The sequence below is a fragment of the Melittangium boletus DSM 14713 genome (assembly GCF_002305855.1).
GTDB lineage: Bacteria > Myxococcota > Myxococcia > Myxococcales > Myxococcaceae > Cystobacter > Cystobacter boletus.
This window is the reverse complement of sequence record NZ_CP022163.1, coordinates 3,438,091-3,461,072: the sequence shown is the minus strand read 5'-3', so window position 1 is coordinate 3,461,072 and position 22,982 is coordinate 3,438,091. Positions and strand designations below refer to the sequence as shown.

The 22,982-nt window shown below is 67.6% G+C and carries 17 protein-coding genes and 1 pseudogene; 10 read left to right on the top strand and 8 right to left on the bottom strand.

The window, feature by feature from the left end:
- Window positions 1–108: 108 nt before the first annotated feature.
- A complete protein-coding gene (locus MEBOL_RS14525) occupies window positions 109–543 on the top strand; it encodes a response regulator (protein WP_095977986.1) in 435 nt (144 codons plus the stop codon).
- A 21-nt stretch (window positions 544–564) separates the two neighbouring features.
- On the opposite strand, the gene MEBOL_RS14520 is transcribed toward MEBOL_RS14525, so the two are convergent.
- Complete coding sequence (locus MEBOL_RS14520; protein WP_095977985.1) at window positions 565–1,536, bottom strand: PDR/VanB family oxidoreductase; 972 nt, start codon at window positions 1,534–1,536, stop codon at window positions 565–567.
- Between the two features lie 239 nt (window positions 1,537–1,775).
- Between MEBOL_RS14520 and MEBOL_RS14515 the strand changes: the two genes are divergently transcribed.
- Together MEBOL_RS14515 and MEBOL_RS14510 are read left to right on the top strand one after the other, a co-directional pair.
- Complete coding sequence (locus MEBOL_RS14515; RefSeq protein ID WP_095977984.1) at window positions 1,776–2,534, top strand: SIMPL domain-containing protein; 759 nt, start codon at window positions 1,776–1,778, stop codon at window positions 2,532–2,534.
- Window positions 2,535–2,706: 172 nt separating this feature from the next.
- A pseudogene (locus tag MEBOL_RS14510) lies at window positions 2,707–4,308 on the top strand (protein kinase domain-containing protein); the annotation flags it as partial.
- A 26-nt stretch (window positions 4,309–4,334) separates the two neighbouring features.
- On the opposite strand, the gene MEBOL_RS14505 reads toward MEBOL_RS14510, so the two are convergent.
- From MEBOL_RS14505 to MEBOL_RS14485, 5 genes are all read right to left on the bottom strand, one after another.
- Window positions 4,335–5,549 carry an RCC1 domain-containing protein gene (locus MEBOL_RS14505; RefSeq protein ID WP_170115510.1) on the bottom strand — a complete coding sequence of 405 codons (1,215 nt, stop codon included), beginning with the start codon at window positions 5,547–5,549 and terminating at the stop codon, window positions 4,335–4,337.
- Window positions 5,546–6,352 carry a hypothetical protein gene (locus MEBOL_RS14500; protein ID WP_245919762.1) on the bottom strand — a complete coding sequence of 269 codons (807 nt, stop codon included), beginning with the start codon at window positions 6,350–6,352 and terminating at the stop codon, window positions 5,546–5,548. The genes MEBOL_RS14505 and MEBOL_RS14500 overlap by 4 nt, the downstream gene beginning before the upstream one ends.
- A 175-nt stretch (window positions 6,353–6,527) precedes the next feature.
- On the bottom strand, window positions 6,528–6,980 hold the full coding sequence (locus MEBOL_RS14495; protein ID WP_095977981.1) for a DUF2267 domain-containing protein: 453 nt from the start codon (window positions 6,978–6,980) through the stop codon (window positions 6,528–6,530).
- Window positions 6,981–7,096: 116 nt separating this feature from the next.
- Window positions 7,097–8,503 carry an IgA Peptidase M64 gene (locus MEBOL_RS14490; protein ID WP_095977980.1) on the bottom strand — a complete coding sequence of 469 codons (1,407 nt, stop codon included), beginning with the start codon at window positions 8,501–8,503 and terminating at the stop codon, window positions 7,097–7,099.
- Window positions 8,504–8,531: 28 nt separating this feature from the next.
- Window positions 8,532–10,004, bottom strand: a complete 1,473-nt coding sequence (locus MEBOL_RS14485; protein ID WP_095982790.1) for a PEGA domain-containing protein — start codon at window positions 10,002–10,004, stop codon at window positions 8,532–8,534.
- Window positions 10,005–10,389: 385 nt separating this feature from the next.
- Here MEBOL_RS14485 and MEBOL_RS14480 point away from each other — a divergent pair, with 385 nt between their 5' ends.
- The 4 genes from MEBOL_RS14480 to MEBOL_RS14465 all read left to right on the top strand — a co-directional run bounded on the left by MEBOL_RS14480 (window position 10,390) and on the right by MEBOL_RS14465 (window position 14,912).
- Window positions 10,390–11,403, top strand: a complete 1,014-nt coding sequence (locus MEBOL_RS14480; protein ID WP_095982789.1) for a diacylglycerol/lipid kinase family protein — start codon at window positions 10,390–10,392, stop codon at window positions 11,401–11,403.
- Window positions 11,404–11,474: 71 nt separating this feature from the next.
- Window positions 11,475–12,164 carry an NUDIX hydrolase gene (locus MEBOL_RS14475; RefSeq protein ID WP_095977979.1) on the top strand — a complete coding sequence of 230 codons (690 nt, stop codon included), beginning with the start codon at window positions 11,475–11,477 and terminating at the stop codon, window positions 12,162–12,164.
- Window positions 12,165–12,249: 85 nt separating this feature from the next.
- Window positions 12,250–13,056, top strand: coding sequence for a protein phosphatase 2C domain-containing protein (locus MEBOL_RS14470; RefSeq protein ID WP_095977978.1), 807 nt, complete (start codon window positions 12,250–12,252; stop codon window positions 13,054–13,056).
- A gap of 5 nt (window positions 13,057–13,061) precedes the next feature.
- Entirely contained in the window at window positions 13,062–14,912 is a 1,851-nt protein-coding gene (locus MEBOL_RS14465; protein WP_095977977.1) for a hypothetical protein, read from the top strand.
- A gap of 6 nt (window positions 14,913–14,918) precedes the next feature.
- Here the strand turns inward: MEBOL_RS14465 and MEBOL_RS14460 are convergent, their stop codons facing one another.
- Both MEBOL_RS14460 and MEBOL_RS14455 read right to left on the bottom strand, forming a co-directional pair.
- Window positions 14,919–17,369 (bottom strand): tetratricopeptide repeat protein, encoded by a 2,451-nt coding sequence (locus MEBOL_RS14460; RefSeq protein WP_095977976.1) that lies wholly within the window; start codon window positions 17,367–17,369, stop codon window positions 14,919–14,921.
- Window positions 17,300–18,658, bottom strand: coding sequence for a hypothetical protein (locus MEBOL_RS14455; RefSeq protein WP_095977975.1), 1,359 nt, complete (start codon window positions 18,656–18,658; stop codon window positions 17,300–17,302). The genes MEBOL_RS14460 and MEBOL_RS14455 overlap by 70 nt, the downstream gene beginning before the upstream one ends.
- 185 nt (window positions 18,659–18,843) lie before the next feature.
- Here MEBOL_RS14455 and MEBOL_RS14450 point away from each other — a divergent pair, with 185 nt between their 5' ends.
- From MEBOL_RS14450 to MEBOL_RS14440, 3 genes are all read left to right on the top strand, one after another.
- Window positions 18,844–19,917: a cysteine hydrolase family protein gene (locus MEBOL_RS14450; RefSeq protein ID WP_095977974.1), complete on the top strand. Its 1,074-nt coding sequence runs from the start codon at window positions 18,844–18,846 to the stop codon at window positions 19,915–19,917.
- A 35-nt stretch (window positions 19,918–19,952) separates the two neighbouring features.
- On the top strand, window positions 19,953–20,732 hold the full coding sequence (locus MEBOL_RS14445; protein ID WP_095977973.1) for a hypothetical protein: 780 nt from the start codon (window positions 19,953–19,955) through the stop codon (window positions 20,730–20,732).
- A gap of 112 nt (window positions 20,733–20,844) precedes the next feature.
- Complete coding sequence (locus tag MEBOL_RS14440; RefSeq protein ID WP_095977972.1) at window positions 20,845–22,896, top strand: bifunctional metallophosphatase/5'-nucleotidase; 2,052 nt, start codon at window positions 20,845–20,847, stop codon at window positions 22,894–22,896.
- The last annotated feature ends 86 nt before the right edge of the window (window positions 22,897–22,982 follow it).

The window sequence follows — 22,982 nt, the reverse complement described above, 5'->3', positions numbered from 1 at the left end:
CGGGAGAGAGAGCATGCGAGGCGGTGCCTCGGGCGGGACAACGCCATTTCGTGGGACACTGGGGTGGTTGGCGGCGCCCGTATCCCAAGTCTGCAGGGAGTGCGTCCGATGCAAAATGAGCAGGAGGGTGCGCGCGTGCGTGGCCGGGTAATGATCGTGGATGACGATGTGATGGTGAGTTCCGCGCTGCGGCGCACGCTGGCGCGCGAGCACGACGTGGAGGTCGTGACGAGCTCCCGTCAGGCCCTGGAGTTGTTGTCGGGCCCGAAGGGCGCGGAGGTGGACGTCGTCCTCTGCGATCTGATGATGCCGGACCTCACGGGCATGGAGCTGCACGAGCAGCTGTCGGTGGCCGCGCCCAATGTGGCCCGCCGCATGGTGTTCGTCACCGGTGGCGCCTTCACTCCCGCGGCGCGCGCCTTCATGGATCAGGTGAAGAACGCGCGGGTGGACAAGCCCTTCGACTCGCAGCAACTGCGCGAGCAGGTGCGCGAGTGGGTGGTCAAGGCGCGCAGTGGCATGGAGCCTGGCCAGGCGGCGTGAGCCGCGGTGGGCCTCGCGCGCCTACAGGTCCAGCACGAGCTGGCGGGAGCGGGCGCGCGACACGCACACCATCATGTTGCAGCGCGCGGCGCGCTGGGCCTCGGGCAGGAAGGTGTCCCGGTGCTCGGGCTCGCCGTCGAGGACGCGGGTGATGCAGGCGCCACAGGTGCCCGCCTCGCAGTCGCTCGGCACGCGCAGGCCATTCTGGCGCAGCACCTGGAGCACCGTGCTCCCTGGCGGCACCGCGTAGGACGCGCCCGAGCTGCGCACCACCACCTCGAATTCGATGTCGGCCTGCGCGCCCACGGCGCCCACGCCCTCGGCGGAGAAGGCCTCGAAGTGCACCTTCTCGCGAGGCCACTCGTGGTGGTTGGTGGCCTCGCGCACCGCGCGCATCAGCGGAGCGGGGCCGCAGCAATACAGGCGGTGGCCGCCCGAGCGCCGGGTGAGCAGCGCCTTCATGTCCAACTGCTGGGCCGGGTCGCCGTTGTCATGGTGCAGGGTGACGTTGTGGGCGAAGGCGGGCGAGGTGAGCAGCTCGCGGAACGCCGTGCGCTCGGGCGAGCGGGTGCAGTAGTGCAGGTGCCAGGGCGCGTCCTGGCGCTGGAGTGCCCGGGCCATGGACAGGAGAGGCGTGATGCCGATGCCGCCCGCCACCAGCACGTAGCCGCGCGCGTACAGGAGTGGGAAGGAGCAGCGGGGCGGGCTCACGGTGAGCTCGTCACCCTCGCGGACCTGCTCGTGCATGGCCCGTGAGCCGCCCCGGCCTCCCGCGTCCTTCTGCACGGCGATGACGTAGCGGTGCGTCTCCGCCGGGTCATTGCAGAGCGAGTACTGCCGCGTGAGGCCTCCGGGGACCTGGACGTCCAGGTGAGCGCCCGCCTCGAAGGCGGGCAGGGCACCGCCCTCTGGAGAGACGAGTTCATAGGAGAGAATGCCTTCTGCCTCGGGCGCGATTCGTTGGACGCGCAAGCGCAGACTGTCTTGTGACATGTGTGTGGGTTTCCTTCGAGCGTGCAAGGCCTCGTCGGCCCTCTTCGGGCGCGACGTCCATCCGTGAGCAGGATGGGCAGGGCTCCTGGCCTCCCGCAATCGAACGGCGGACACAGTCCGCGATGAATGGCGGACATGCCAGTCCGTCGGCATTCAAGAGACGTAACCGATGCTCGGGACGAGTGTAGGTTGCCCTCCGACGTGCAGCACCCCACCCTGTCGAACGAGGAGTTCTCGCCATGTCGTCGTCTCGCCGCGCCGCCCTGCTCTCCGCGCTGTTGCTCGCTCTGCCCCTTCCCGCCCTGGCCCAACCCCGTCCTCCCCCGGCGGCGACCCAGGCGGCCACGACGCAGGAGCGGACGATCCGCGTGGAGGGCAAGGGCGAGGCGAAGGCGGCACCGGACGAGGCCTTCCTCGAGCTGGCCGTGGAGACACAGGCCGCGACGGCCCAGGCCGCCTCCGAGGCCAACGCGAAGAAGATGGAGAAGGTGCTCACCGCGCTGGTGCAGGCGGGACTGGTGCGCAAGGACCTGGAGACGAGCAACTTCGCCGTGTTTCCGGACTTCGAGCCCCCGCCGCGCCCGGACGTGGCGCCCAAGCAGCGCGGCTACCGGGTGACGAACACGGTGCGGGCGCACGTGAGGGATCTCGGGCGCGTGGGCTCGTTCCTGGACGTGGCGTTGAAGGCGGGCGCCAACCGGGTGGACTCGGTGCGCTTCGGATTGAGCAAGCCGGACGCGGTGCGCGACGCCGCCCTGCGGGACGCGGTGGAGCGGGCCCGTCAGTCCGGGCAGGTGTTGGCGACGGCGCTCGGCGTGAAGTTGGGGACCATCCTGGACGCGAGCACCATTTCCGAGCCCGTGCGCGTCTTCCCCATGGCGCGCCTCGCCATGGCCGAGAGCGCGGACGCCTCCGCCACGACGCCCATCCAGCCGCAGGAGCAGACGGTGGAGGCGACGGTGACGCTCATCTTCGCCATCGAGCCCGGGGGGAAGTAGCAGCGCCTCCAGGGCTTGGCTGTCCGTCCGCCCTCCGCCGTGACGGACAGCTTCCCTCCCGTTCGTGCCCTTCGCTCCCTGTTTCTTGCCGGGGAGCAACCCCACATCAAGCGGAAGGCGAGGCGCCGCCCGATGTCGGGGCGCCCCGGCGGGAGGAGGGTGCACCTGCGTGATGAGGCAAGTTGGCAAGTATCAGCTCGTTCGCAAGCTCGCCGCGGGCGGCATGGCCGAGGTGTTTCTCGCCAAGGCGGCCGGACCCCATGGGTTCGAGAAGGTACTGGTGCTCAAGCGCATCCTGCCGCACCTGGCCGAGGAGCCCGCCTTCGTGAAGATGTTCTTCACCGAGGCGATGCTCGCCGCCCGGCTCACCCACCCGAACATCGCGCAGATTTTCGACTTCGGTGAGGCCGACGGCGCTTACTTCCTCGCCATGGAGTACGTCGACGGGCCGAGCCTGCGCACGCTCATCCGTCGTTCTTCCGCGCGGGGCCTTACCCTGCCGTTCTCGGTATGTGCTCGGCTCATCTCCCAGGCGTGTGAGGGGCTCGCCTTCGCTCACGACTTCACGGATCCCGAATCGGGCGAGCTCCTGGGCCTCATCCATCGAGACGTCAGTCCGGACAACATCCTTCTGTCACGCCAGGGCGCGGTGAAGGTCGTGGACTTCGGTATCGCCAAGGCGACGGGCCAGGGCCACAAGACGGACAGTGGCGTCATCAAGGGCAAGCTCTCGTACATGGCTCCCGAGCAACTGCGCGCCATGCCATTGGACCGGCGCACGGATGTCTACGCGCTCGGAGTGGTGCTCTATGAATTGCTCACGGGTCAGAAGCCCTTCCAATCGGACTCGGATGCCGGATTGATGGGGGCCATCCTGTTCACGAATCCCGTGCCCGCCGAGCGCTTGCGGCCGGAACTGCCCGAGGCCCTGCGACACATCCTCGCGCGGGCGCTCGCCAGGGACCGTGAGCAGCGCTACCCGGACTGCCATGTCCTCCAGGCGGACCTGGAGGCCTTCATTGTCTCGGAGGGCAAGCTCGTGACGGGGCAACAGGTGGCCCGCCTCATCCTCGAGACGACGTCGAGCACCGACATTCCCGTGCAGGCGCCTCCTTCGGGCCCTCCTTCGGACTCCGTTGATTCGCTCGTCGCGCCCGTGCCCTCGGAAGTGCGGACCACCGAGGTCACTCAGAGGGATGCCTCGACGGAGATCTCCAGTTCGCGCGCCCCAGGGCCCGCCGAAAGGGAGCGGACGCGAGAGCTCCAACGTTCGCCGTACTCCTCTCGGAGGCGATTCGGGTGGATGAGCGCCGTGTTGCTGGGTCTGTTGCTCGCGGTGGGCATGGGCATGTTGCTCAAGCGGACCGCGAGCCCCATGCGTGGACCTGTCGCCTCGCTTCCGGCCATCTCGGAGCCCATCGTGCCCGTGACGCCTCCTGTCGCGATGGGTGGCTCCCCACCGGAACGCGTGGAGGCTCCGGCCGAGCCTGCTCCCATGGAGAAGCCGACCGCTCCCGTGCGCAAGAGTGCCTCCGCTCGCTCCGCTCCCAGGGTCAAGCGCTCGGCTCCGGTCGTCGGCACGGGGACGCTCGTCATCCGGCCGCGTCCCTACGCGGAGGTCTTCCTGGACGGCACGCGGCTTGGCTTCACGCCCCTGGCACCCATGGACGTCGCGGCGGGACGCCACACGGTGAGGCTCGTCAACCCGGAACTGGGCAAGACCAGGAGCCTGGAGGTCGAGGTGTCACCCGGCGAGACGGAGATCATCAAGCACAACTTCCAGCAGGAGTGAGCGCTATTTCAGGGCAGGGGCAGGGGCACGGAGAGGGGAACCGTCGAGCGGAGGAGGCTCGAATTGCCGCACTGGCCTTTGTCACAGGCGCCCCAGGAGTAGAGCTTGTCCTCACTGGTCACCGCCAGGGAGTGCTTGTAGCCCGCGGCGATGGAGCGCGCGTTGGTCAGGTCCAGGACCTTCACGGGCGTGAAGCTGTCTTGGACAAGAAGACTCGCTCCGAGTTGGCCCTCCCCGCCTCCGCCCCAGGAGAAGATTTCATTGTCTTCTTTGATCAGCGCCATCGAGTGTTGCGCGCCCGCGGCGACGGAGACGGCGTTGCGCAGACCCGTGACCTCCAGGGGACTCGTGGACTCGCCACCGCTGCCCCCATTGCCCAGTTGTCCCGAGTCATTGCTTCCCCAGGCCCACACCTTGCCGCTCGCGTCTACTGCCAGTGAATGCCGGAGGCTTCCCGCGAGGGGGGAGAACACACTTCCGGTGGAGTAGGTCAGCGGAGGTAGTCCCCGAACCAGAACGGGCCGGGTCTGGACCGCCTTCGTGCCATCGCCCAACTGTCCCGCGCCGTTCTCTCCCCAGGCCCACACCTTGCCATCCTGGGTCAAGGCCAACGCATGTGTGCTGCCCGCGGCGATGAACACGACGCCCGTCAAATCCGCTACCTGCCTGGGCTCGCCGCGATCCATCGTCGTCCCATCACCCAACTGGCCCGAGCGGTTCGTTCCCCATGCCCAGACGGTTCCGTCCTGGAGCCGCGCCAGCGAATAGCCATCGCCCGCGGCGATGGCGGCCACGTTCGACAGCCCCTTGATTTCCGTGGGAATGGACGGCTCCTGGCTCGCGCCAATGTCTCCCCAGGCCAGGACCGTTCCACCGCGTAAGGCGAGCGAATGCCTCGCACCCGCGGCCACGGCCAGGATGCCGCCGAGTCCTGGGATCTCCTTGGGCACACATCGGCTGGTCGTCGTCCCATCCCCGAGCTGGTGATTCGAGTTGTCTCCCCATGCCCAGACCGTTCCATCGGTTCTGAGTGCCAGGGTATGGCTTTGCTGGGTGGACACTTCACGAACGCTCCCTGCATCACCGGGCAATGGCACTCCGGCGCATTCCAGCGTCTTGTGGGTCGCGTCATCCAACGCCTTGTTGAAGTCCACACAGCCCCACGCGCTCAGCAATGCGGTCGTGGTCAGCAAGAAGCGGGTCCCGATCGATACGCCGCTCATGGCCATCGCCCCTGGACGAGGATGGACGCTCCGCTCGGGCCCGCGCCGAGCGCCACCGAGGGCTTTTCATTCCCGCCCCAGACGTACATGCCCGCCGCGGTGACCAGGCCCACCGCGCCCACGGCCAGCAACCCCACGCCCGCTGTCTGCCATTTATCGCCAAGAGAGGCTGCTCGTTGCAGTTCCTCCACGCTCGTCTGGGCCGAGGGGTTGCGCAACCGGTTCAGATAGACGCGGGAAATGCCCCAGGACGCACCCCCCGCCACCGCGAGTGTGCCTCCCGCGAGCGCGGGAACCAGCGCGTACCGGCGGGCTCCCGAGGGCGCCGACGTGAGTTCGGGAATTTGAGGGCTCGAGGTCATGGAGTCGGATGGCTTGGACTCCGGCATGAGGGACTTCCTGGCGACGGGAGGCGATTGCTCCGCCAACTCCCGCTTCACCTGCCGACGAATGGCCTCGGCATCCGCTTCGATCTTGGGTGATACCTGCTCGGGCAGCTTCGCGTCGGGCCGCAGCAGGAATGCCGTGCGGAAGGCCGCCTTGCCCTCCTCCTTCCGGAGCATCTCGCACAGGAGGATGCCCTCGTAGAGCGACAGCGCGACATCCTCGTCCGTCCCATGACGCTCCTGCCGCGCCACCTGGATCTGCGCGAGCGCCCGCTCGTAGTCGGACGCATCGTAGAACTGGTGGATCAACAACAGGTGGTTGCGGATTCCGCGCTCCGCGGCGTACGTGGGAGGGGAGAGGGTCACTCCAAGGATCACGAGCAGGTAGATGACTGCGCCTCCAGGATGACGACTCACGCGATGAAGTCCCCGTTCGCGTGACGCCTTCACACGAAGGCGCCACCGCATCGAATGGAGGGAATATTGTGACCCCCAGTGCGGATCGCTACTGCTCCAGGACCCTCATCCGTTCAGGACAGGACGCGCGTGGGCGCGACCCTCCGGAGGGAGGGCCGCGCCCATGGGACTGCATTCAACGCGGCAGGTCCGCCGCCCGGCGCGCGGCATCCCAGGTGCCGGCCACGTTGGGCGGCATCTCCCGGCCCATCCGCTCCGCCAACCGCTCGGTGATTTGCGAGTGGATGGACGCGAAGACGACGTGGAGCACCAACCGCACGCGCTCGGCGTCGATCTGCAGATGCTCGGCGACATCCAGATAGAAATCGTCCTTTTCGAACCGGCGCGCGTTGGCGCTCCGCTCCTTCCAACAATGTTGGAACTGCTGACGCAGATCCTCCGGGAACTGCTCCCTCAACTCCTGCACCAGTCCGCCAGGAAGCCGCTCGCACAGCGCGCAGATGACCGCCTCCGCCGCATCGGCCGGCGGGTATTCGGGAACCTCGCGGTTGATGCGCGCGAGGAAGGACTCCGCGCTCGTGCCCACGCCCTCGCCAGACCAGGACTCCGTCTCCTGAGTATGCGTCATCGGTTTGTCCGCCTCCTTTTCATGTCAGGTTGGAGACGTCCTTCCCGGACGGCAGCAGGCAAGTAGCGGACTCCCTGGGTGCCCGAGTCCCCCCTCCCAGGGCAGCCAGCCTCGACTCAGGGGGACTTGCCGCCCGCGCCCGAGTACAGGTCGATGACCTCGCTCAAGGAGCGCTGGCACACCGAGCAGAAGGGCACCCGATCCCTCGTGAACATCACGCAGTCCAACTGGGAGCGGTAGTACCCCCGCGCCTCGTACATGGCGCCCTCGAACGCCCCCGTCACGCCCGCGTGCTTCTCCGCCCGGAAGAAGGGCTCCTCCCAATCCCGCTGGGCGGTGAAGAGCGCGTCCATGTCCGCCTCGGGCCGGCGCTCGGCGCGGATGCGGCGGCGCTGCTCCTGCACCTGCCGCGCGTGCGCCTCGTACTCGTCCTTCTTCCAGGGCGTGGGCAGGGGCGTGCCCGCGGCCACCAGGTCCTTCCACTTGAGCTTCGTGGGATCCTTGAGCGCGGTGACGTTCTTCTCCCACGGCTCCACGCGCTCCTCGCTGGGGGCATAGGCGGTGTCGGAGGTGTAGTACTCGTCCGCGAGCCCCGCGAAGTGGTGGCCGAACTCGTGCACGAAGACGTAGGGGGACCAGAGGCTGTCGGCCGCCACCGTGCTGTAGAGGCCGAAAATCCCTCCGCCGCCATAGGTGTTGCCGTTGACGAGGATCTCCACGAACTCGTAGGGCGCGAACGCGGCGATGTCCCGGAAGCGGCGGTTCTCGAAGGTGAGCACGTAGCGCTCGCTGCCGAAGGCGTCATAGGTGGCGCCCACGGGGGAGTCCCGGTGCACGCCGGTGGACGGGCGGGAGATGCCCGACTGCCGCGCCGCCGGCATCAACCCCCAGACGTTGAAGTCCCGCTTGCGCTCCTTGAAGGGCGAGAAGGTGAAGAGGATGTCCACGAGCCGCCGGGCGTCCTTCTCGAACTTGGCGCGCTCCTTCTCCGTGTAGCCATCGCCGAGGATGAGCAGGTCCACCTTGTCCGCGGGCGCGCCGTTCTCCAGCAGCTTCACCAGCGGGCCGGGCGAGGCGGGCACCGCCGGGTCCACGAACATGTCCGCGGGGTCCACCGTCAGGCTCCACACCTCGCGGAAGGAGTTGTCCTTCGCGCGCTTCTTGAGCAGCACCTGCACGGGCTTGTCCGGCGCGGCGAACCGCAGGGACTCGTGGAAGGTGCGGTTCACCTCGCGCGCCTCGGGCGTGGTCTCCCACTCCCCGTAGATGGACGCGAAGCCCCGCGAGTACAGCAGCCGGTTCGTCTCCCGGTCCCTCACCTCGAAGAGGTACTTGCCGAGGTTCGTTTCATCGATGGCGCGCCGGGGACTGCCGGGCCAGGGCAGCGGTTCCACCACCAGCCGGTCGAGGCTGAAGCGCTCCTCGGTGGCGTTGCCGGTGTGGAAGTAGTCGACGCGGAAGGTGCGGGGACCGGGAGCGCTCGGGGGGCTCGCGGCCAGCAGCAGGGCCAGCAGGAGGTTCATGCGCGGCACGCTACCCGATGCCGCCGCTTCAGAACCTCCCGGACACGGAGGCGCCCGCGCCCTCGGGTCCCGCCATGACGCCCAACGTCACGGGCGGCGGGGGCGTCGAGGGGGAGACGAGGTAGAGCACCGCTCCCGTGGCGAGCGCCGCGCCCGAGCCGATGAGCAGCCCCGTCAGCAGTTGCCCCTTCCTCTCCAGCCGCCCCACGAGGAACCGGCCCGTCTCGTCGTCCGCCTCGACCCGGCCGTTGGCGTTGAGGTGGTTCTTCTGGAGCTCCGCCCACTCGCTCTGCGCGGAGAGCCGCACGATGCCCGCTCCGACCAGGGTCGCCGCCCCGGTGCCCAGCGCCACGTAGGAGGCCACGCGCGTGCCGGACGTGCCGGCGGGTGCCGTCCTGAGTTCGGAAACGGCCAGCGCCCGCGGCTCGGAGGGTTGCTCCCAGGGCGGCTGGAGATCCGGCTGGGCGACGACGAGGCTCGGCTGCGTCTTTCCCGTGGTGATGAAGTCCACCAGCGCGGCGAGCGAGTCCACCGGCGCGTCGAGCCCCCGCGTCTTGAATCCTCCCTCGCGCAGCTTCTGGCCTCCTTCCACGTTGATCACCGTGGCGGCGAGCCACTTGGGCCCGCTGCTCGTCCCCTCGAGCCTCACCACGATGACCTCCTCCACGCCCAACGAGCCGCCCAGGCGCACCGCGTGCGACAGGCCTCGCGCTCCCTCCTCGGAGGTGGCGAGGCAGGGAAAGGGCGTGGCCGAGAAGGCCCCCTCGTAGGCCAGGTCCACCAGCAAGGGCAGCTCCTCGCCCCGCACCTCGAGCCGCCGGGGAAAGCTGAGGGCCTCGCCCTTCTGGAGCGTGAGCGCGTAGGTGCCCGGGAGGACGTCCAGCGCGAGCGGCGTCTGGCCCACGCTCCGGCCATCCAGGAAGACCTCCGAGGAGGGCAGGGTGCTCTTCACCGTCAGCTTCACCTTGCGCGCCCGCGCCAGCTCCTTGCGCAGCTTGTCGAAGGCCTGACGCGTGGAGGGCGTGTAGTAGTCCGGATCCAACTGATGCCCGGCGTCCAGCCGCAGCACGTTGCCGAAGGCCTCGTCGCTTTCCTTCACCCGCCCGAGCGAGCGCAGCGTCATGCCCTGCAGGAGCCAGGTGTCCACGGTCAGCTTCCAGCGGGCCTCGCCCACCGGCAGGCGCACCACCTGCCGGAGCACCTCGTCGAGCAGCTGCGCGCTCCGGGTGTAGTGCGCCTCGTAGAATTGCCCCTGCGCGGCCTCGAACTGCCGGTGGATGTCCTCGAAGTCGCCGGAGGGTTGGGGGAACAGGCGTTCGGTGAGGTCCGCGGCCGAGAGGGGGTTCTCGCCCGGCCGGGCCGCCAGGGTGTCGGAGAGGGCCTTGGTCTGGCTGCTGAGCGCCGCGTCCTTGCAATCACCGCTGGCGAATACCGCCCGGCGCGGCGCCGCTGGAGCCGCGCCCCCCAGGAGAAGGGCGAGCACCACCATCGGGTACGACATGGGAGGGAGGGTCATGATGGGGAGGCCGGTTTGCAGGGTCCGTTCCGGGAGCGGGGGTGGAAACCGGCGCCGGAGATAGCAGCCACCGGGTTGGGGTACCACAACCCCCCTGGTCGGTCGGAAGCGCTGTCTTTCCAGGGCCTTGGGCGGATGCGCGGCTCCCTACCCGGCACGGTGTCCTCCCCTCGGTCCACCTCCATCCGGCCCCCGGGGTTCCTCCTCCCGGGGTCTCGATCCTGGACTCCGCCATCCCGGCTGCCCGGCGGGGAGGCCCCCCGGGCCTTCCGTCGTTCGCGCGACACCATCCCCATGTTCTCTCCAACGGGAGGGTGGGCCGGAGCCTCCATGACAAAGCCATGACATGGACGGAGAAGAGTGGGGCGCCATGAACCTCGCCGTGATGGTCAACCTGCATGCACGCCGTGGCTCCGAACGGGTGGGGGCGATGGTCCAACGCCTGTTCCCCCGGGCCCGGCTGGCGCTCACCCGCTCCCAGGAGGAGGCGCAGACGTGGATTGATCAACAACTGCGGCCCAATCCGCCCACGCTGCTGCTGGCCGGCGGAGGGGATGGCACCATCACCGGCCTCATCAACGCCATGCGGCAGCAGGGACTGGCCCTGCCCGCCATCGGGGTCCTTCCGCTGGGCACGGGCAATGCCTGGGCCCGGGTCACCGGGGCGCCCAAGCCGACGGTGGCCCTGCGCCAGCTCGCCGCGTGTGGCGAGGAGCTACCGCCCCTGCGTCCCTTCTCGCTCGTGAAGCTGGAGGGCCGCCTGGCCCCCTTCGCGGGGACGGGCTGGGACTCGGAGGTGCTGCAGGACTTCAAGGATCAGCTCGCGCAGTTCCCGGCCGGGCCCCTGCGCCAGGCGAACGCGGGCCTGCGCGGATACATGGGCGCCTTGTTCTCGCGCACCATTCCCCGGCACATGCTCGGCAAGGCGGACCTGCGGGTGAAGGTGTACAACCTGGGCGCGCCCGCGCTCACCGTGGACATGCGGGGCCATGTGGTTCCCATGCCCCGGGGAGAGACGGGCGCCCTGCTGTACGACGGGCCCGTGGGCATCGCCGGAGCGGCCACCACGCCCGAGTTCGGCTTCGGCTTCAAGGCGTTCCCCTTCGCCCAGGCCGCCCCCCGCCGCCTGTCCGTGCGCGTCTACGGCGCGGGCGTGCTGGAGGCCACGCGCAGCATGTTCAAGCTGTGGCGCGGCGAGCATCCGCTGCCCAACATGCATGACTTCTTCGTCGAACGCCTGCGCATGGACTTCAACCGCGAGGTGCCCTTCCAGATGGGCGGCGACATCATGGGCCTGCGCCGCTCGCTGGAGTTCTCCCTGGCCGAGGAGTCCGTGCGGCTCGTGGACTGGCGGCAGCTGCGCCGGGTGGTGGCCAACGCCTGAACCCCTGGCTTGACCGTGTGTCGCCGAGACACTATGTGCGGCGGTCAACCACACGAGCAGGGGAAGAGCCGATGAGCCACACCTACGAATACCCGCGTCCCGCGTTGACGGTGGACTGCGTGGTGTTCGGCCTGGATGACGAGGACTTGAAGGTGCTGCTCATCCGGCGAGGCGTGGAGCCGTTCCAGGGCCGCTGGGCGCTGCCGGGGGGCTTCGTGCGCATGGACGAGTCCCTGGACGATGCCGCGCGCCGGGAACTCCAGGAGGAGGCCGGCATCCGTCCGGGTCTCCTGGAACAGCTCTACACCTTCGGCGCGCCCCAGCGAGACCCCCGGGGCCGGGTGGTGAGCGTGGCCTACTTCGCGCTGGTGAAGCTGTCGGACCACCGCGTCCACGCCGCCACCGACGCGCGCGAGGCCGCCTGGTTCTCCGTCTGGGACATGCCCAAGCTGGCCTTCGACCACGCGGAGATCACCTCCACCGCCCTGCAACGGCTCAAGGGCAAGGTGCGCTACCAGCCCGTGGGCTTCGAGCTGCTGCCCCCCAAGTTCACCCTCACCCAGCTCCAGCGCCTGTACGAGAAGATCCTCGAGCGCGAGCTCGACAAGCGCAACTTCCGCAAGAAGCTGCTCGCCATGGATTTGCTGGAGGAACTCGACGAGGTGGAGCAGGACGTCTCCCATCGCGCCGCGCGCCTCTACCGCTTCGATCACAAGAAGTACAAGCAACTGGAGAAGGCCGGCTTCAACTTCGAGCTGTGAGCCCTCGTTGACATGGTGTTGATGTGACACTAAGTTGGTGTCCGTGGAACACGGATGCCCGGTGTCCGTCCGGGCGGGGAGTGTCATGTCCTCGTTGCCCTTCGAGTCCGCCGCCGCCACCGTCCTGGGCCGGGAGCACGCCCGGGCGGGGCGCAACAACCAGGATGCCTTCCGCACCCGCGCGAGCGCGCACGGCCTCGCCGCCGTCGTCGCGGATGGGTGTGGCAGTGGGGCCGCGAGCGAGGTGGGTGCGCGGCTCGGGGCGTGGCGCGCGGTGGACACTGCGCTCACGCTGCTGGCCGAGGGGGTGGGCCCGGATGCGCCCGGCTTCCTCTCTCTCCTGGAGGCGGACCTCCTGGGCTTTCTCGGGGGGCTCGTGGGGCAACTGGGCCCCGAGGCCGTGGGCGACGCGCTGCTCTTCACCTTGGTGGGGGCCGTCTGCACGCCCGAGCATGTGCTCGTGTTCGCCGCGGGGGATGGGCTCTGGGCGCTCAACGGCGAGGTCCATCGGCTCGGGCCCTTCCCGGGCAACGCGCCGCCCTACCTCGCCTATGGCGTGCTGAGGCCGGGCCTCGTGGGGTTGAAGCCCCTGGCCCTGCGGCCCACGGAGGCGGTGGATTCCCTGCTGCTCGGCACGGATGGCGTCGCGGATCTGCTGGACTTGTCCGAGACCCGGCTCCCCGATCGCGACGAGCCCGTGGGCCCCCTGTCCCAGTTCTGGCGCGAGGACCGCTACTTCTCCCACCCGGACGCGCTGCGCCGCCGCTTGTCGCTGCTCAACCGCGAGGCCGTCCGCGCGGACTTTCCGGCCCGGCGCCTCGTGCGCGCGCCCGGGCTGCTCGGTGATGACACCACCCTCGTCGTCCTGCGCCGCGCGCGGGCGGAGGTCTGAACGCCATGGATGTCTACCTCGAGGGGAAGAAGCTCCGGTTGGATCCCGCGAAGGCGCTGGGCAAGGGCGGCGAGGCGGATGTCTTCGACCTGGGAGATGGGCGCGTCCTCAAGCGCTTCAAGCCCCCCGATCACCCGGATTACAGCGCGCTCGCCGAGGAGCAGGACGCCGCCCGAGCCCGCCTCGCCGAGCACCAGCACAAGTTGCCCGCGTTCCCCAAGCACCTGCCCCCGCGCGTGGTGTCTCCGCTGGTGCTCGCCACGGACAAGCAGGGCCGGAGCGTGGTGGGCTACGCCATGCGCAAGCTCGACGCGGCCGAGCCCTTGCGCCGCTTCGGAGAGCCGGCCTTCCGCCGCGCGGGCGTGCCGTCCTCGCGGGTCGTCGACGTCTTCCGGGGCCTGCATCGCACGTTGGGCGCGCTCCATGGAAGCGGCGTGGTGGTGGGGGACTTCAATGACTTGAATGTCCTCGTCGTGGGGGATGACGCCTGGCTCATCGACGCGGACAGCTTCCAGTTCGGGCCCTACCTCGCCTCCGTCTTCACCGAGCGCTTCCTGGATCCCCTGCGGCTGGGAGGCAAGGCGACGGCGCTGGTGCCCGCGCGGCCCGCGTCTCCGGACAGTGACTGGTATGCCTTTGGCGTCGCGCTGATGCAGAGCCTGCTGTGCGTGGGGCCCTATGGGGGAATCCTGCCCAGGGTCACGCCCACCGCCCGGGTGCTCCAGCGCCTCACGGTGTTCCACCCGGACGTGCGCTACCCCAAGCCCGCCACGCCCTTCGGGGTGCTTTCGGATGACCTGCTGCACTGCCTGCACCGCGTCTTCGTCGAGGACGCCCGAGGGCCCTTTCCCCTGCCGCTCCTGGAGGCGCTGCGCTTCAGCGTGTGCGCGTCGTGCGGCGTGGAGCATGCCCGGGCGTCGTGTCCCACGTGCCGTCCGAGCGCGGTGCATACCGCCACGCCCGTGACTTCCGTGCGCGGTCAGGTGGTGGCCACGCGCCTCTTCACCACCGAGGGGGTGGTGTTGCACGCGTGCGTCGAGGACGGCACGCCGCGCTGGCTCGTCCACGAGCGGGGCGCGTACCGGCGCGAGGACGGCTCGGTGGTGCTCCAGGGGCCGTTGAATCCCTCGCCCCGGTGGGCGATCCAGGGGACGTCCACGTTGGTGGGACAGGGGCCGGAGTTCGCCGTGCTCGCCCCGGGACGACGCCCCGAGCGGTGGGGCGTGGATGCTCCGGAAGGACAGCCCGCCTTCGTGGCCAATGCGCGCCACCGGTACTGGGCCCACGCGGGAGCGCTGTGGCGGGAGGGGGACTTCGCTCCCGAGCGCCTGGGCGATGTGCTCGAGGGACAGACGCGGCTCTTCGTGGGGCCGCGCTTCGGACTGGGCTTCCACCGGGCGGGCGCGCTGCGAGGCGCCTTCGTCTTCGATGCCGAGCGCCCGGGCCTCAAGGATGGCCTGAAGCTGCCCTGGCCCTCGGGGCGGCTCCTGGACGCGGAGGCCGTCTTCGAGGGCGCGCTGTGCTGGCTCTTCCTCGCGGAGGAGACGGCGGGGCGCACGGTGCACCACTGCGTGGTGGTGGGGGCGGATGGCTCGGTGAAGGCGAGCGCGACGGCTCAGGCGGGAGACGGCTCATGGTTGGGGACGCTTCGGGGCAAGTGCGCCGCGGGCGAGGCCCTGTTCGCCGCCACCGACGCGGGACTCGTCCGGGTGGAGCTCCGTCAGGGCCAGGTGGAGACGGTCCGCGAGTTCCCCGACACCGAGCCCTTCGTCGACGCGGACAGCCGCCTGTTGCTCACGAAGCAGGGGCTCGTGGTCGTGGGCCGACAGACGGTGACGGCGCTGCGGATGACGTGAGGCTAATCAGGCATTCCGCAAGTCTGTTGGCACCTGAGCGATGGCCGCCAGACTGTCGATGAGTTCCTGTGGTGTGGACTGGGCGAGCCCGGGTGTCGCCGCGATGAGATTCAATGCTTCACGCGCTGTCGCTTGTGCCTGGTCGTTGCCAGTTTCGCTCTGAATAATGGATAGATTGTTGAATTCTTCAATTGTACTGACGTCGGCTTGTTGTTGAGTGTTTTTGAGGATTTCCAATGCTCGCGCAAGAAAGGGCTCCGCTTCAACATCGCGGCCTTGCCGAAGGAGGCATCCCCCGAGACTCAGAAGGGACGCGCGGTGTAGGAGGTCGTGCATGCCATGGCCTTGCTCGATGATTGAAATGGCCTGGCGAAAAAGACGCTCCGCTTCGTCGTAGCGGCCTTGGAACTGAATTGCAACGGCGAGTTGATGGACAATCATCCAGTTCATTGCTGGATCGTCCAGGGAAAATGTATTGTTTATGTGGAGTGCCTGCTTCAGGAGTTTTTCGGCCTCGGCATACTGGCCTTGGTCACTCAAGATGGCGGCCAGCAACCGCAGCAACTTCGCGTGATTGGGGTTTTCTTCATCCTGGCTCGTTTGGGATGCGTAGATTGCCCTCCGTAGAAGTGGTTCGCTTTCACCTTGCCTCCCATGCGATTCTAGGAGGCTGAACAACTCCGTCAGTGCTGTTGTATATGAAATGTGTCCAGTACCCAGCGTGCTGCCCAGGAGTGTGAGGGCTTGTTGAAATGCCGATTCGGCTGCCTCATCCTTGCCCATGGCATTGAGGATGCGAGCCAATTCATTGAGGCGTCGACCCAGGTCGGCTCGATCTTCGTTCGACTGATCGGGGTGGGTTGTGATCGCCTGAAGAATGGTTTTTTCCGCCTCGGAGTACTTGCCCTGCTTTCGCAGGGCGCTGGATAGTTGGTGGAGTAGACGGTTTTTTGATGAGATGTTGGGAGCTTGTAATTGTTCGAGACGAACGAGTTCCTCTCGAATCAAGTCCTCCGCTTCGTGGTGCTTGCCTTGCTGGTCGAGCACTGAACCGAGGCTTGTCAGCAACGCGGGGCGCTCGGTTGGCCCGATGCCTGGATGCGCATTGGTACGGAGTTGAGCACGGAGCAGTAGTTCCGCTTCTTCGGGTTTACCCTTCATGCTCCTCACGAGCGCGAGTATGATGGGTGACCCTGAACCGTCTTCTGGCTTCAGCCGCCGCGACCAATGCTCGGCTGCATCCAGATCATGAAGGAGCGTGGCTTGAAGCGTCAGCGCGGCCCATTTGTCCTGCATGTGCATCATCCGCGGAAGAATCAATTCCACGGAATATGCCGGATTGAGTTGGTCGAAGACGTTGAATGAGATGGTTCTTTCTTTTTTGAAGCGCGAGAAGCTCGCGGACCACGCAGTCCAGGTGAGTCGATCGTCGAGCGATAGCTGCTCTGCCTTGGCTGATCGCTTTTCCAGATTCAAGAACGCTTGAAGGCAGAGTTCGCGAAGCCATGCGTGATTGGGTACACGCTCGAAAAAGAGGAGCGCTCCAACTCGGAGGATGCTGGCTCCTTCTTGCTCGGTAGGATCTTCTACGTGGGCTCGCGTATCTCGTGACTCGAGCTTGGCGAGGATTTCGGGTCTGAAATCATGGAGTGCCGCGACACGTCCAGGAAAGCTCACTCCCGAGTGCTCAAGCCGCGCACGCGCTTCTCGAACATCGGCCATTCTCCCATGGAGCGACCACCAGCCAGGTGATGGCACAGCGGGTTCGACGAGAATTGCTCGTGTGCGATGGCCTGTTTCCGCGTGAGCCCAACGGACTCGGCGCAGGCGGAAGGTGCTGTTCACGTCAGTCCATGCAATCCACTCGCGCTGGTGCCTGCGGAGCTCCTCCACCATCTTCGGATAAGGGAGCGCCGCGCTGACCTGATGCAGGTGACCTCGGGGGCGCGCGGCCGCGAATGCCGCTTGGAGATCGCCGCCCGTCCAGATGATGCCCGGCGCCTGGACCGCGAGGGCGGTGCGAATTCCCGAGACCGAGAATCGGGGCGGCTGTTTCGGGCATTCCACCCGATGGGAAATCCAGTCGAAGAAGTCCACGGCGCGCTGGGCGAGCGCGATGCTCGTTTCCGTGTCGCAGAAGAGCACTACCCTCAACTCTCGCTGGGCGAACAGGGGGCGGTTGATGTTGAGCCAATCCGCATCCTCCACCCGAGGAACAAGCACTTGCGTGGAGCCGTGGGGTACCTCCCGCATCCGATGCACGTCGGTGTGCACATCCAGATCCGGATGTTCGGGCACCAGGGCCTCGACGAGTTCGCCAAGCGACTCCTGGCGGGCGTGATCGACCAGGAGCAGCAATCCCGAGCGCGACAGCCTGAGCGCGAACTTCAGGGAGTCGAGCCAGCGTGCTTCGGCCGGACGAGGTGCATCATCAGAAGGGGGTGGGGATAGAACCATTCGGATTCGTTCGGGTAGGGCAGCAGCGCCTGATAGCTGAGCAGATCCTGAGCGAGCGGGTTGGCTGGCAACTGGTGCGCGGGGTCGCTCGCGATTTCCTCCAGCAGTTCGATGTGCCCCTTGTTCAGTCCGGTTTCTCTTAGTCGACGCTGATGGTCCAGGATCCTGCGGACCAGTTCTTCGGTAGCACTCGGTGCGTCCAGCAGCCACGCTTCCTTGGCGAGTTCTCGGATGAAGCGCACGAAATCACGTGCCCGGCCGCCCGAGCGGTAGGCGAGCTGCTCGAGGAGCGAACGGGTGATGAGTGATGAACCCTCCACGTCCTGGGTCCGTCGCTCGAACAGATCACAGAAGAAGCGGACTCCTTCTCCATGCCGTGTGGGGTCCTCGTGGAGCAGGACGGGCTCGTTGACCAACGCGAGGGGGTCGAATCCACGTACGGCCGCTGTCGAGGGATGGTGACGGAGCGCGAAGGGCGCGCAGACCACCACGGGGCAGGCCAGTTGTGCGATGAGCTGAGAGTCGACGAACAGCTCCTTGGCGCGCTGGATGTCCCGGATCCGATCCAGCCCGTCGATCACGAAGAGCACCCGGCGGAATTCTCCTTGGATCTGCGCGACGAGCACGTTGACGCGCGCCAACAGGGTCTGCACGTGGCTGTCCTGGTCGGGCAGGGTCTGTTTGCTCAGGCCGAGGGGCGCCATCCATTTGCTGACGGCACTGGCAGCGGCCGCCGTGACGGCGAACCCCGTGGCGAGCCCCGTGCCTGTCGAGCCCTCGACCAGGGTGGGAACGGTCGTCGCCATGACGCCCAGGGTCGCCTTCGCGAGCGCCCCAATGTCCAGCTGTGCCTGTGGGGTGCCCGTTTCCTTGGCCAGCGCGTTCCAGGCCAATTTGAGCGCCTCGACATCCTCCTCGGGAAAGGTGTACCCGAGCCGCTGCTGCGCGGTGGCGATCAGCGCCACGCCCGCGAGGAAGCAGACCTCCCAGGAACTGATGCGGTCGAGCGCGGCGGGGTCTCGCACGGCCTCACTGAACTGGCGCGCCAGATCGAGGAAGACCACCAGCTCGCGGTCCTTGCGTGCCTCCGCCATGCGGAGCAATTCCGTCGTCTTTCCCGTCCCCACCGTCCCCGTGAGCAGGATGCGCGGGTCTCCGAAGGGCATGTCCAGGTATTGGATGATCCGTCCGGCTGGACTGTGGGGACGATCCGCCCGCCACCGGCTCTCGGCGGGGCGCTCGGGGTCGAACCGCTGATACAGCTCCTGCCACACGTCACGACGCGACATGTGGGCAACCTAGCACCTGATGCCTACCGGTGGGAGTTCGTTGCGGCCCGATTGTCACCTGCCAGTGAACTCGCCAACCGAGAGCCCAGCACGTGTGCCTCGGGGCGGACGTATTCAACCGGTTTGACAATGTGTCTATTGGACACTATGTTGGTGTTGTCGATACACGAAGTGGAGGCCGTGCCATGAAGAAGACCGTCACGAAGCTCCAGGAGTCGCCGCTGCCGTCGTTCTACCTGCCCGCCCACGCGGGGTCGTTCGGCTACGGTCCCAACGCCGGGCGGCTGCAGACCGAGGCCGGAGCCTGGCGGGACGCGCAGGGGCTCACGGCCGCGGCCACGGACACCTTCAACCTGCACCTGCTGCTCATCGACGTGCAGAAGGACTTCTGCTTCCCCGAGGGCGCGCTCTACGTGGGCGGCCGAAGCGGCCGGGGCGCCATCGACGACAACCGCCGCATCGCCGAGTTCATCTACAAGAACCTGGGCGCTCTCACGAACGTCACCACCACGCTCGACACGCACTTCGCCTACCAGATCTTCTTCCCCTCGTTCTGGGTGGATCAGGATGATCAGCCGCTCACCGCCCACCGGGAAATCACCCGCGAGCAACTGGAGCGCGGCCAGGTGCGTCCCAACCCCGCCATGGCCAAGTGGCTGTGCGGCGGCAACTACCCCTGGCTCCTCAAGCAGGTGAAGTACTACTGCGAGGAGCTGGAGCGCGCGGGCAAGTACACGCTCTACCTGTGGCCTCCGCACTGCCTGCTGGGCGGTGACGGCCATGCGCTCGCCGGGGTGGTGCAGGAGGCCCGGCTGTTCCACTCCTTCGTGCGCGGCGCCCAGTCCTGGGCCGAGGTGAAGGGCGGCAACCCCTTCACCGAGAACTACTCGGTGCTCCGGCCCGAGGTGCTCACGCGCCATGACGGCCAGCCGCTCGCCCAGCGCAACACCCAGTTCCTCAAGACGCTCCTCACCTCGGACGCCGTCGTCATCGCCGGCCAGGCGGCGAGCCACTGCGTGAAGAGCTCCATCGATGACCTGCTCGGGGAAATCCTCGCCCAGGACGCCGCGCTCGCGCGCAAGGTGTACCTGCTCACCGACTGCATGTCCGCCGTCACCGTCCCCGATGGCAAGGGCGGCTTCCACGCGGATTTCACCCCCCAGGCCGACGCCGCGCTCCAGCGCTTCGCCGACGCGGGCATGCACCTGGTGAAGTCCACGGACCCGCTCGCCGCGTGGCCGGACCTGCGCATCGCCTGATGTCTCCCGCCGTGTGACTCGAAAGGAATCCGCTCATGAGTGCTTCTCCCATCTCGCAGCTCCTCGAGGACGCCCACGCCGAGGGAGTCCTCAGCCCCTCCTCCTTGCAGGCCCTCACCGTGGTGGACCTGGGCGCGCAGATCCAGGCGGGACTCGGGGTTGGCGTGGACGACGTGCAGGCGAGCGAGGTCGTGCTCGTCACCGTCATGCCCGACGACTCCGGCTCCATGGCGGGGCAGGCGCGCACCGTGTGTGACGGCCACAACCTCGTGCTCGACGCCCTGCTCTCGAGCCAGCAGAAGGACGGCATCCTCTTTCACACCCGCTACCTCAACGGCACCGTGCTCAACCCCTTCCGGCCCCTGGTGGACGTGGTGCGCATGCACGCGAAGAACTACAACCCGGACCAGGGCACGCCGCTCTATGACCAGGCCGTCGTCCTGCTCGGCACGGTGCTCGCCAAGGCGCAGGAGTTCACCCGCAACGGAGTGGCCACCCGCACCGTCACGCTGCTCATCACCGATGGGGCGGATTGCCACTCGCAGCGCGCCCGGGCCCGCGAGGTCGCCGCGCTCGTGAACGACCTGCGCCGCGCCGAGGGCCACATCATCGCGGGCATGGGAATCGACGACGGCAACACGGACTTCCGCCGCGTATTCCGGGAAATGGGCATCGAGGACAAATGGATCCTCACTCCGGCGCAAAACGCCCAGGACATTCGCAAGGCTTTCCAGGTTTTCAGTCAATCGGCGGTTCGCGTGAGTCAGGGCACGGCCGCGTTCAGCCGCACCGCGTTGGGCGGCTTCGGGGCGTGACACACCGCGCATGGGTTTTTCTTTCCAGTCAGTGACTCACCACGTGGCCTGGATGTCGCTAGCATGCGCGCCCTCCCGGCCCCCCGTGGGCCACTGCACCTGGGATGCTTGAATGCAACTGAGAACCCGACATCTGACTCTCGCGGGCGCCCTCTCGGCCCTGGTCCTCTCCGCTTCGTGCGGAGAGGAAACGTCGTACACGCCGCCGACGCGTGATCCGGGCAGTACCCCGACGCCCATTCCCACGGCCGCGTTCACCCTGCAGCTCCTCCACGGCTCGGACATGGAGTCCGGCGTGTCCGCCACCGAGGTGGCGCCGCGCTTCTCCGCGGTCATCCGCGCGCTCGAGGAGCAGGATCCCAAGCACACCCTCAAGCTCGCCAACGGCGACCTGTGGCTGCCCGGCGTCTTCTTCAACGCCGGGGGAGATCCCACCCTGGCGAACTTGCCCAACGTGGGCGTGGCGAGCGCGGGTCGTGGCGACATCGCCATCTTCAATGAGATCGGCTTCCACGCCGCCTCGTTCGGCAACCACGAGTTCGACAACGGCCCCCGGGAGATCCGCAACATCCTGGCCACGGAGACCGCGAATGGAGCCACCTGGTCTGGCGCGAAGTTCCCCTACCTGAGCGCCAACCTGGACTTCTCCAAGAGCGACCTGTCCGGCCAGGTCGTGACCTCGGGGCAGATCATCGACGCGGCCAACCCCGGCACGTCGTTGCACAACAAGGTGACCAAGAGCGTCGTCTTCACCGTGGAGGGTGAGAAGGTGGGCGTGGTGGGAGCCACCACGCCCCAGCTGCCGCGCATCTCCTCGCCGGGCACCGTCATCACCGCTCCCGCCGAGTCCACGGACTATGACGGGCTCGCCGCCATCATCCAGGCCGAGGTCGACGCGCTGCGCACGGCCAACCCCGGCCTGAACAAGGTCGTCCTGATGTCGCACATGCAGCAGCTCACCATCGAGGTGGACGAGCTGGCCAAGCGCCTGGACGGTGTGGACGTCATCATCGCCGGTGGCAATCACGACGTGTGGACGGACGCGGATGACACGCTCTTCCCCGGCGACACGCGCGTGGGCGAGTACCCCGTGTGGAAGGCCTCCAAGTCCAACGAGCCCGTGGCCGTGCTGAACGTGGCCTCCAACTGGCGTTACGTGGGCCGCTTCCTCGCCAACTTCGATGACAAGGGCGTGCTCATCCGCGCGCTGCACGACACGTCGAAGAACGGCGCCTATGCCTCCTCCGAGGCGGTCATGAAGAAGCTCGGCGCGGAGTCCAAGGTGAACGCCGCGGTCAAGACCGTGGCCGACAAGGTGATGGACGTGATCGCCGCCAAGGACGGCAACCTGTTCGGCAAGACGACGGTGTACCTCAACGGCCTGCGTCCCTCGATGCGCTCCGAGGAGACCAACTTCGGCAACCTCTACGCCGATGCGCTCGTCTGGTACGGCCAGCAGACGGACGCCACGACGGTCATCTCCCTGCAGAACGGCGGCGGCATCCGCGACGCCATCGGCACGGTGGGCACGGGGGCGACCCCCGTCTATGGCCCTCCCGCGGCCAACCCCACCGCCAAGAAGGACGAGGGGGACATCAGCCAGCTGGACATCGAGAACAGCCTGCGGTTCAACAACGGCCTGGTGCTGCTCACGGTGACGGCCGAGCAGCTCAAGGAGGTGCTGGAGAATGGCGTGGCCGGCGTGGCGCCGGGTGCCACTCCGGGCTCCTTCCCCCAGGTGGGCGGTCTGCGCTTCGAGTATGACGCGAGCAAGACCGCGCAGGTGCTCGACAGCAAGACCTTCGAGGTCGTGAAGGCCGGCGAGCGCGTGCGCAAGGTGGTGGTCCTCACGCCCAGTGGAGAGGATGTCGTGGTGGAGAATGGCGCGGTGGTGGGCAACGCCAAGCGCACCTTCCGCATGGCGACGAGCATCTATCTGAATGGTGGCGGTGACGGCTATCCGTTCCCCCGCTTCGGCGACAGGAACTTCGTCACGCTGTCCGAGCTGGAGCCGGGCGCCACCGCCACCTTCACGACCAAGGGCCACGAGCAGCACGCGTTCGCGTCCTACATGGCCGCGACGTATCCCAAGTCCGGTCCGGGCTACACCGTGGCCGACACGAGCCGGAACGAGGACAAGCGCATCGTCTACCTCGCGCCGTGAGGTTGCGTCGTTGAGTCCGTGATGGAGGGCGGGCGCTTCATGGGCCGCCCGCCCTCCGGATGGGTCTGTCCGGTATGCGCGCGGGC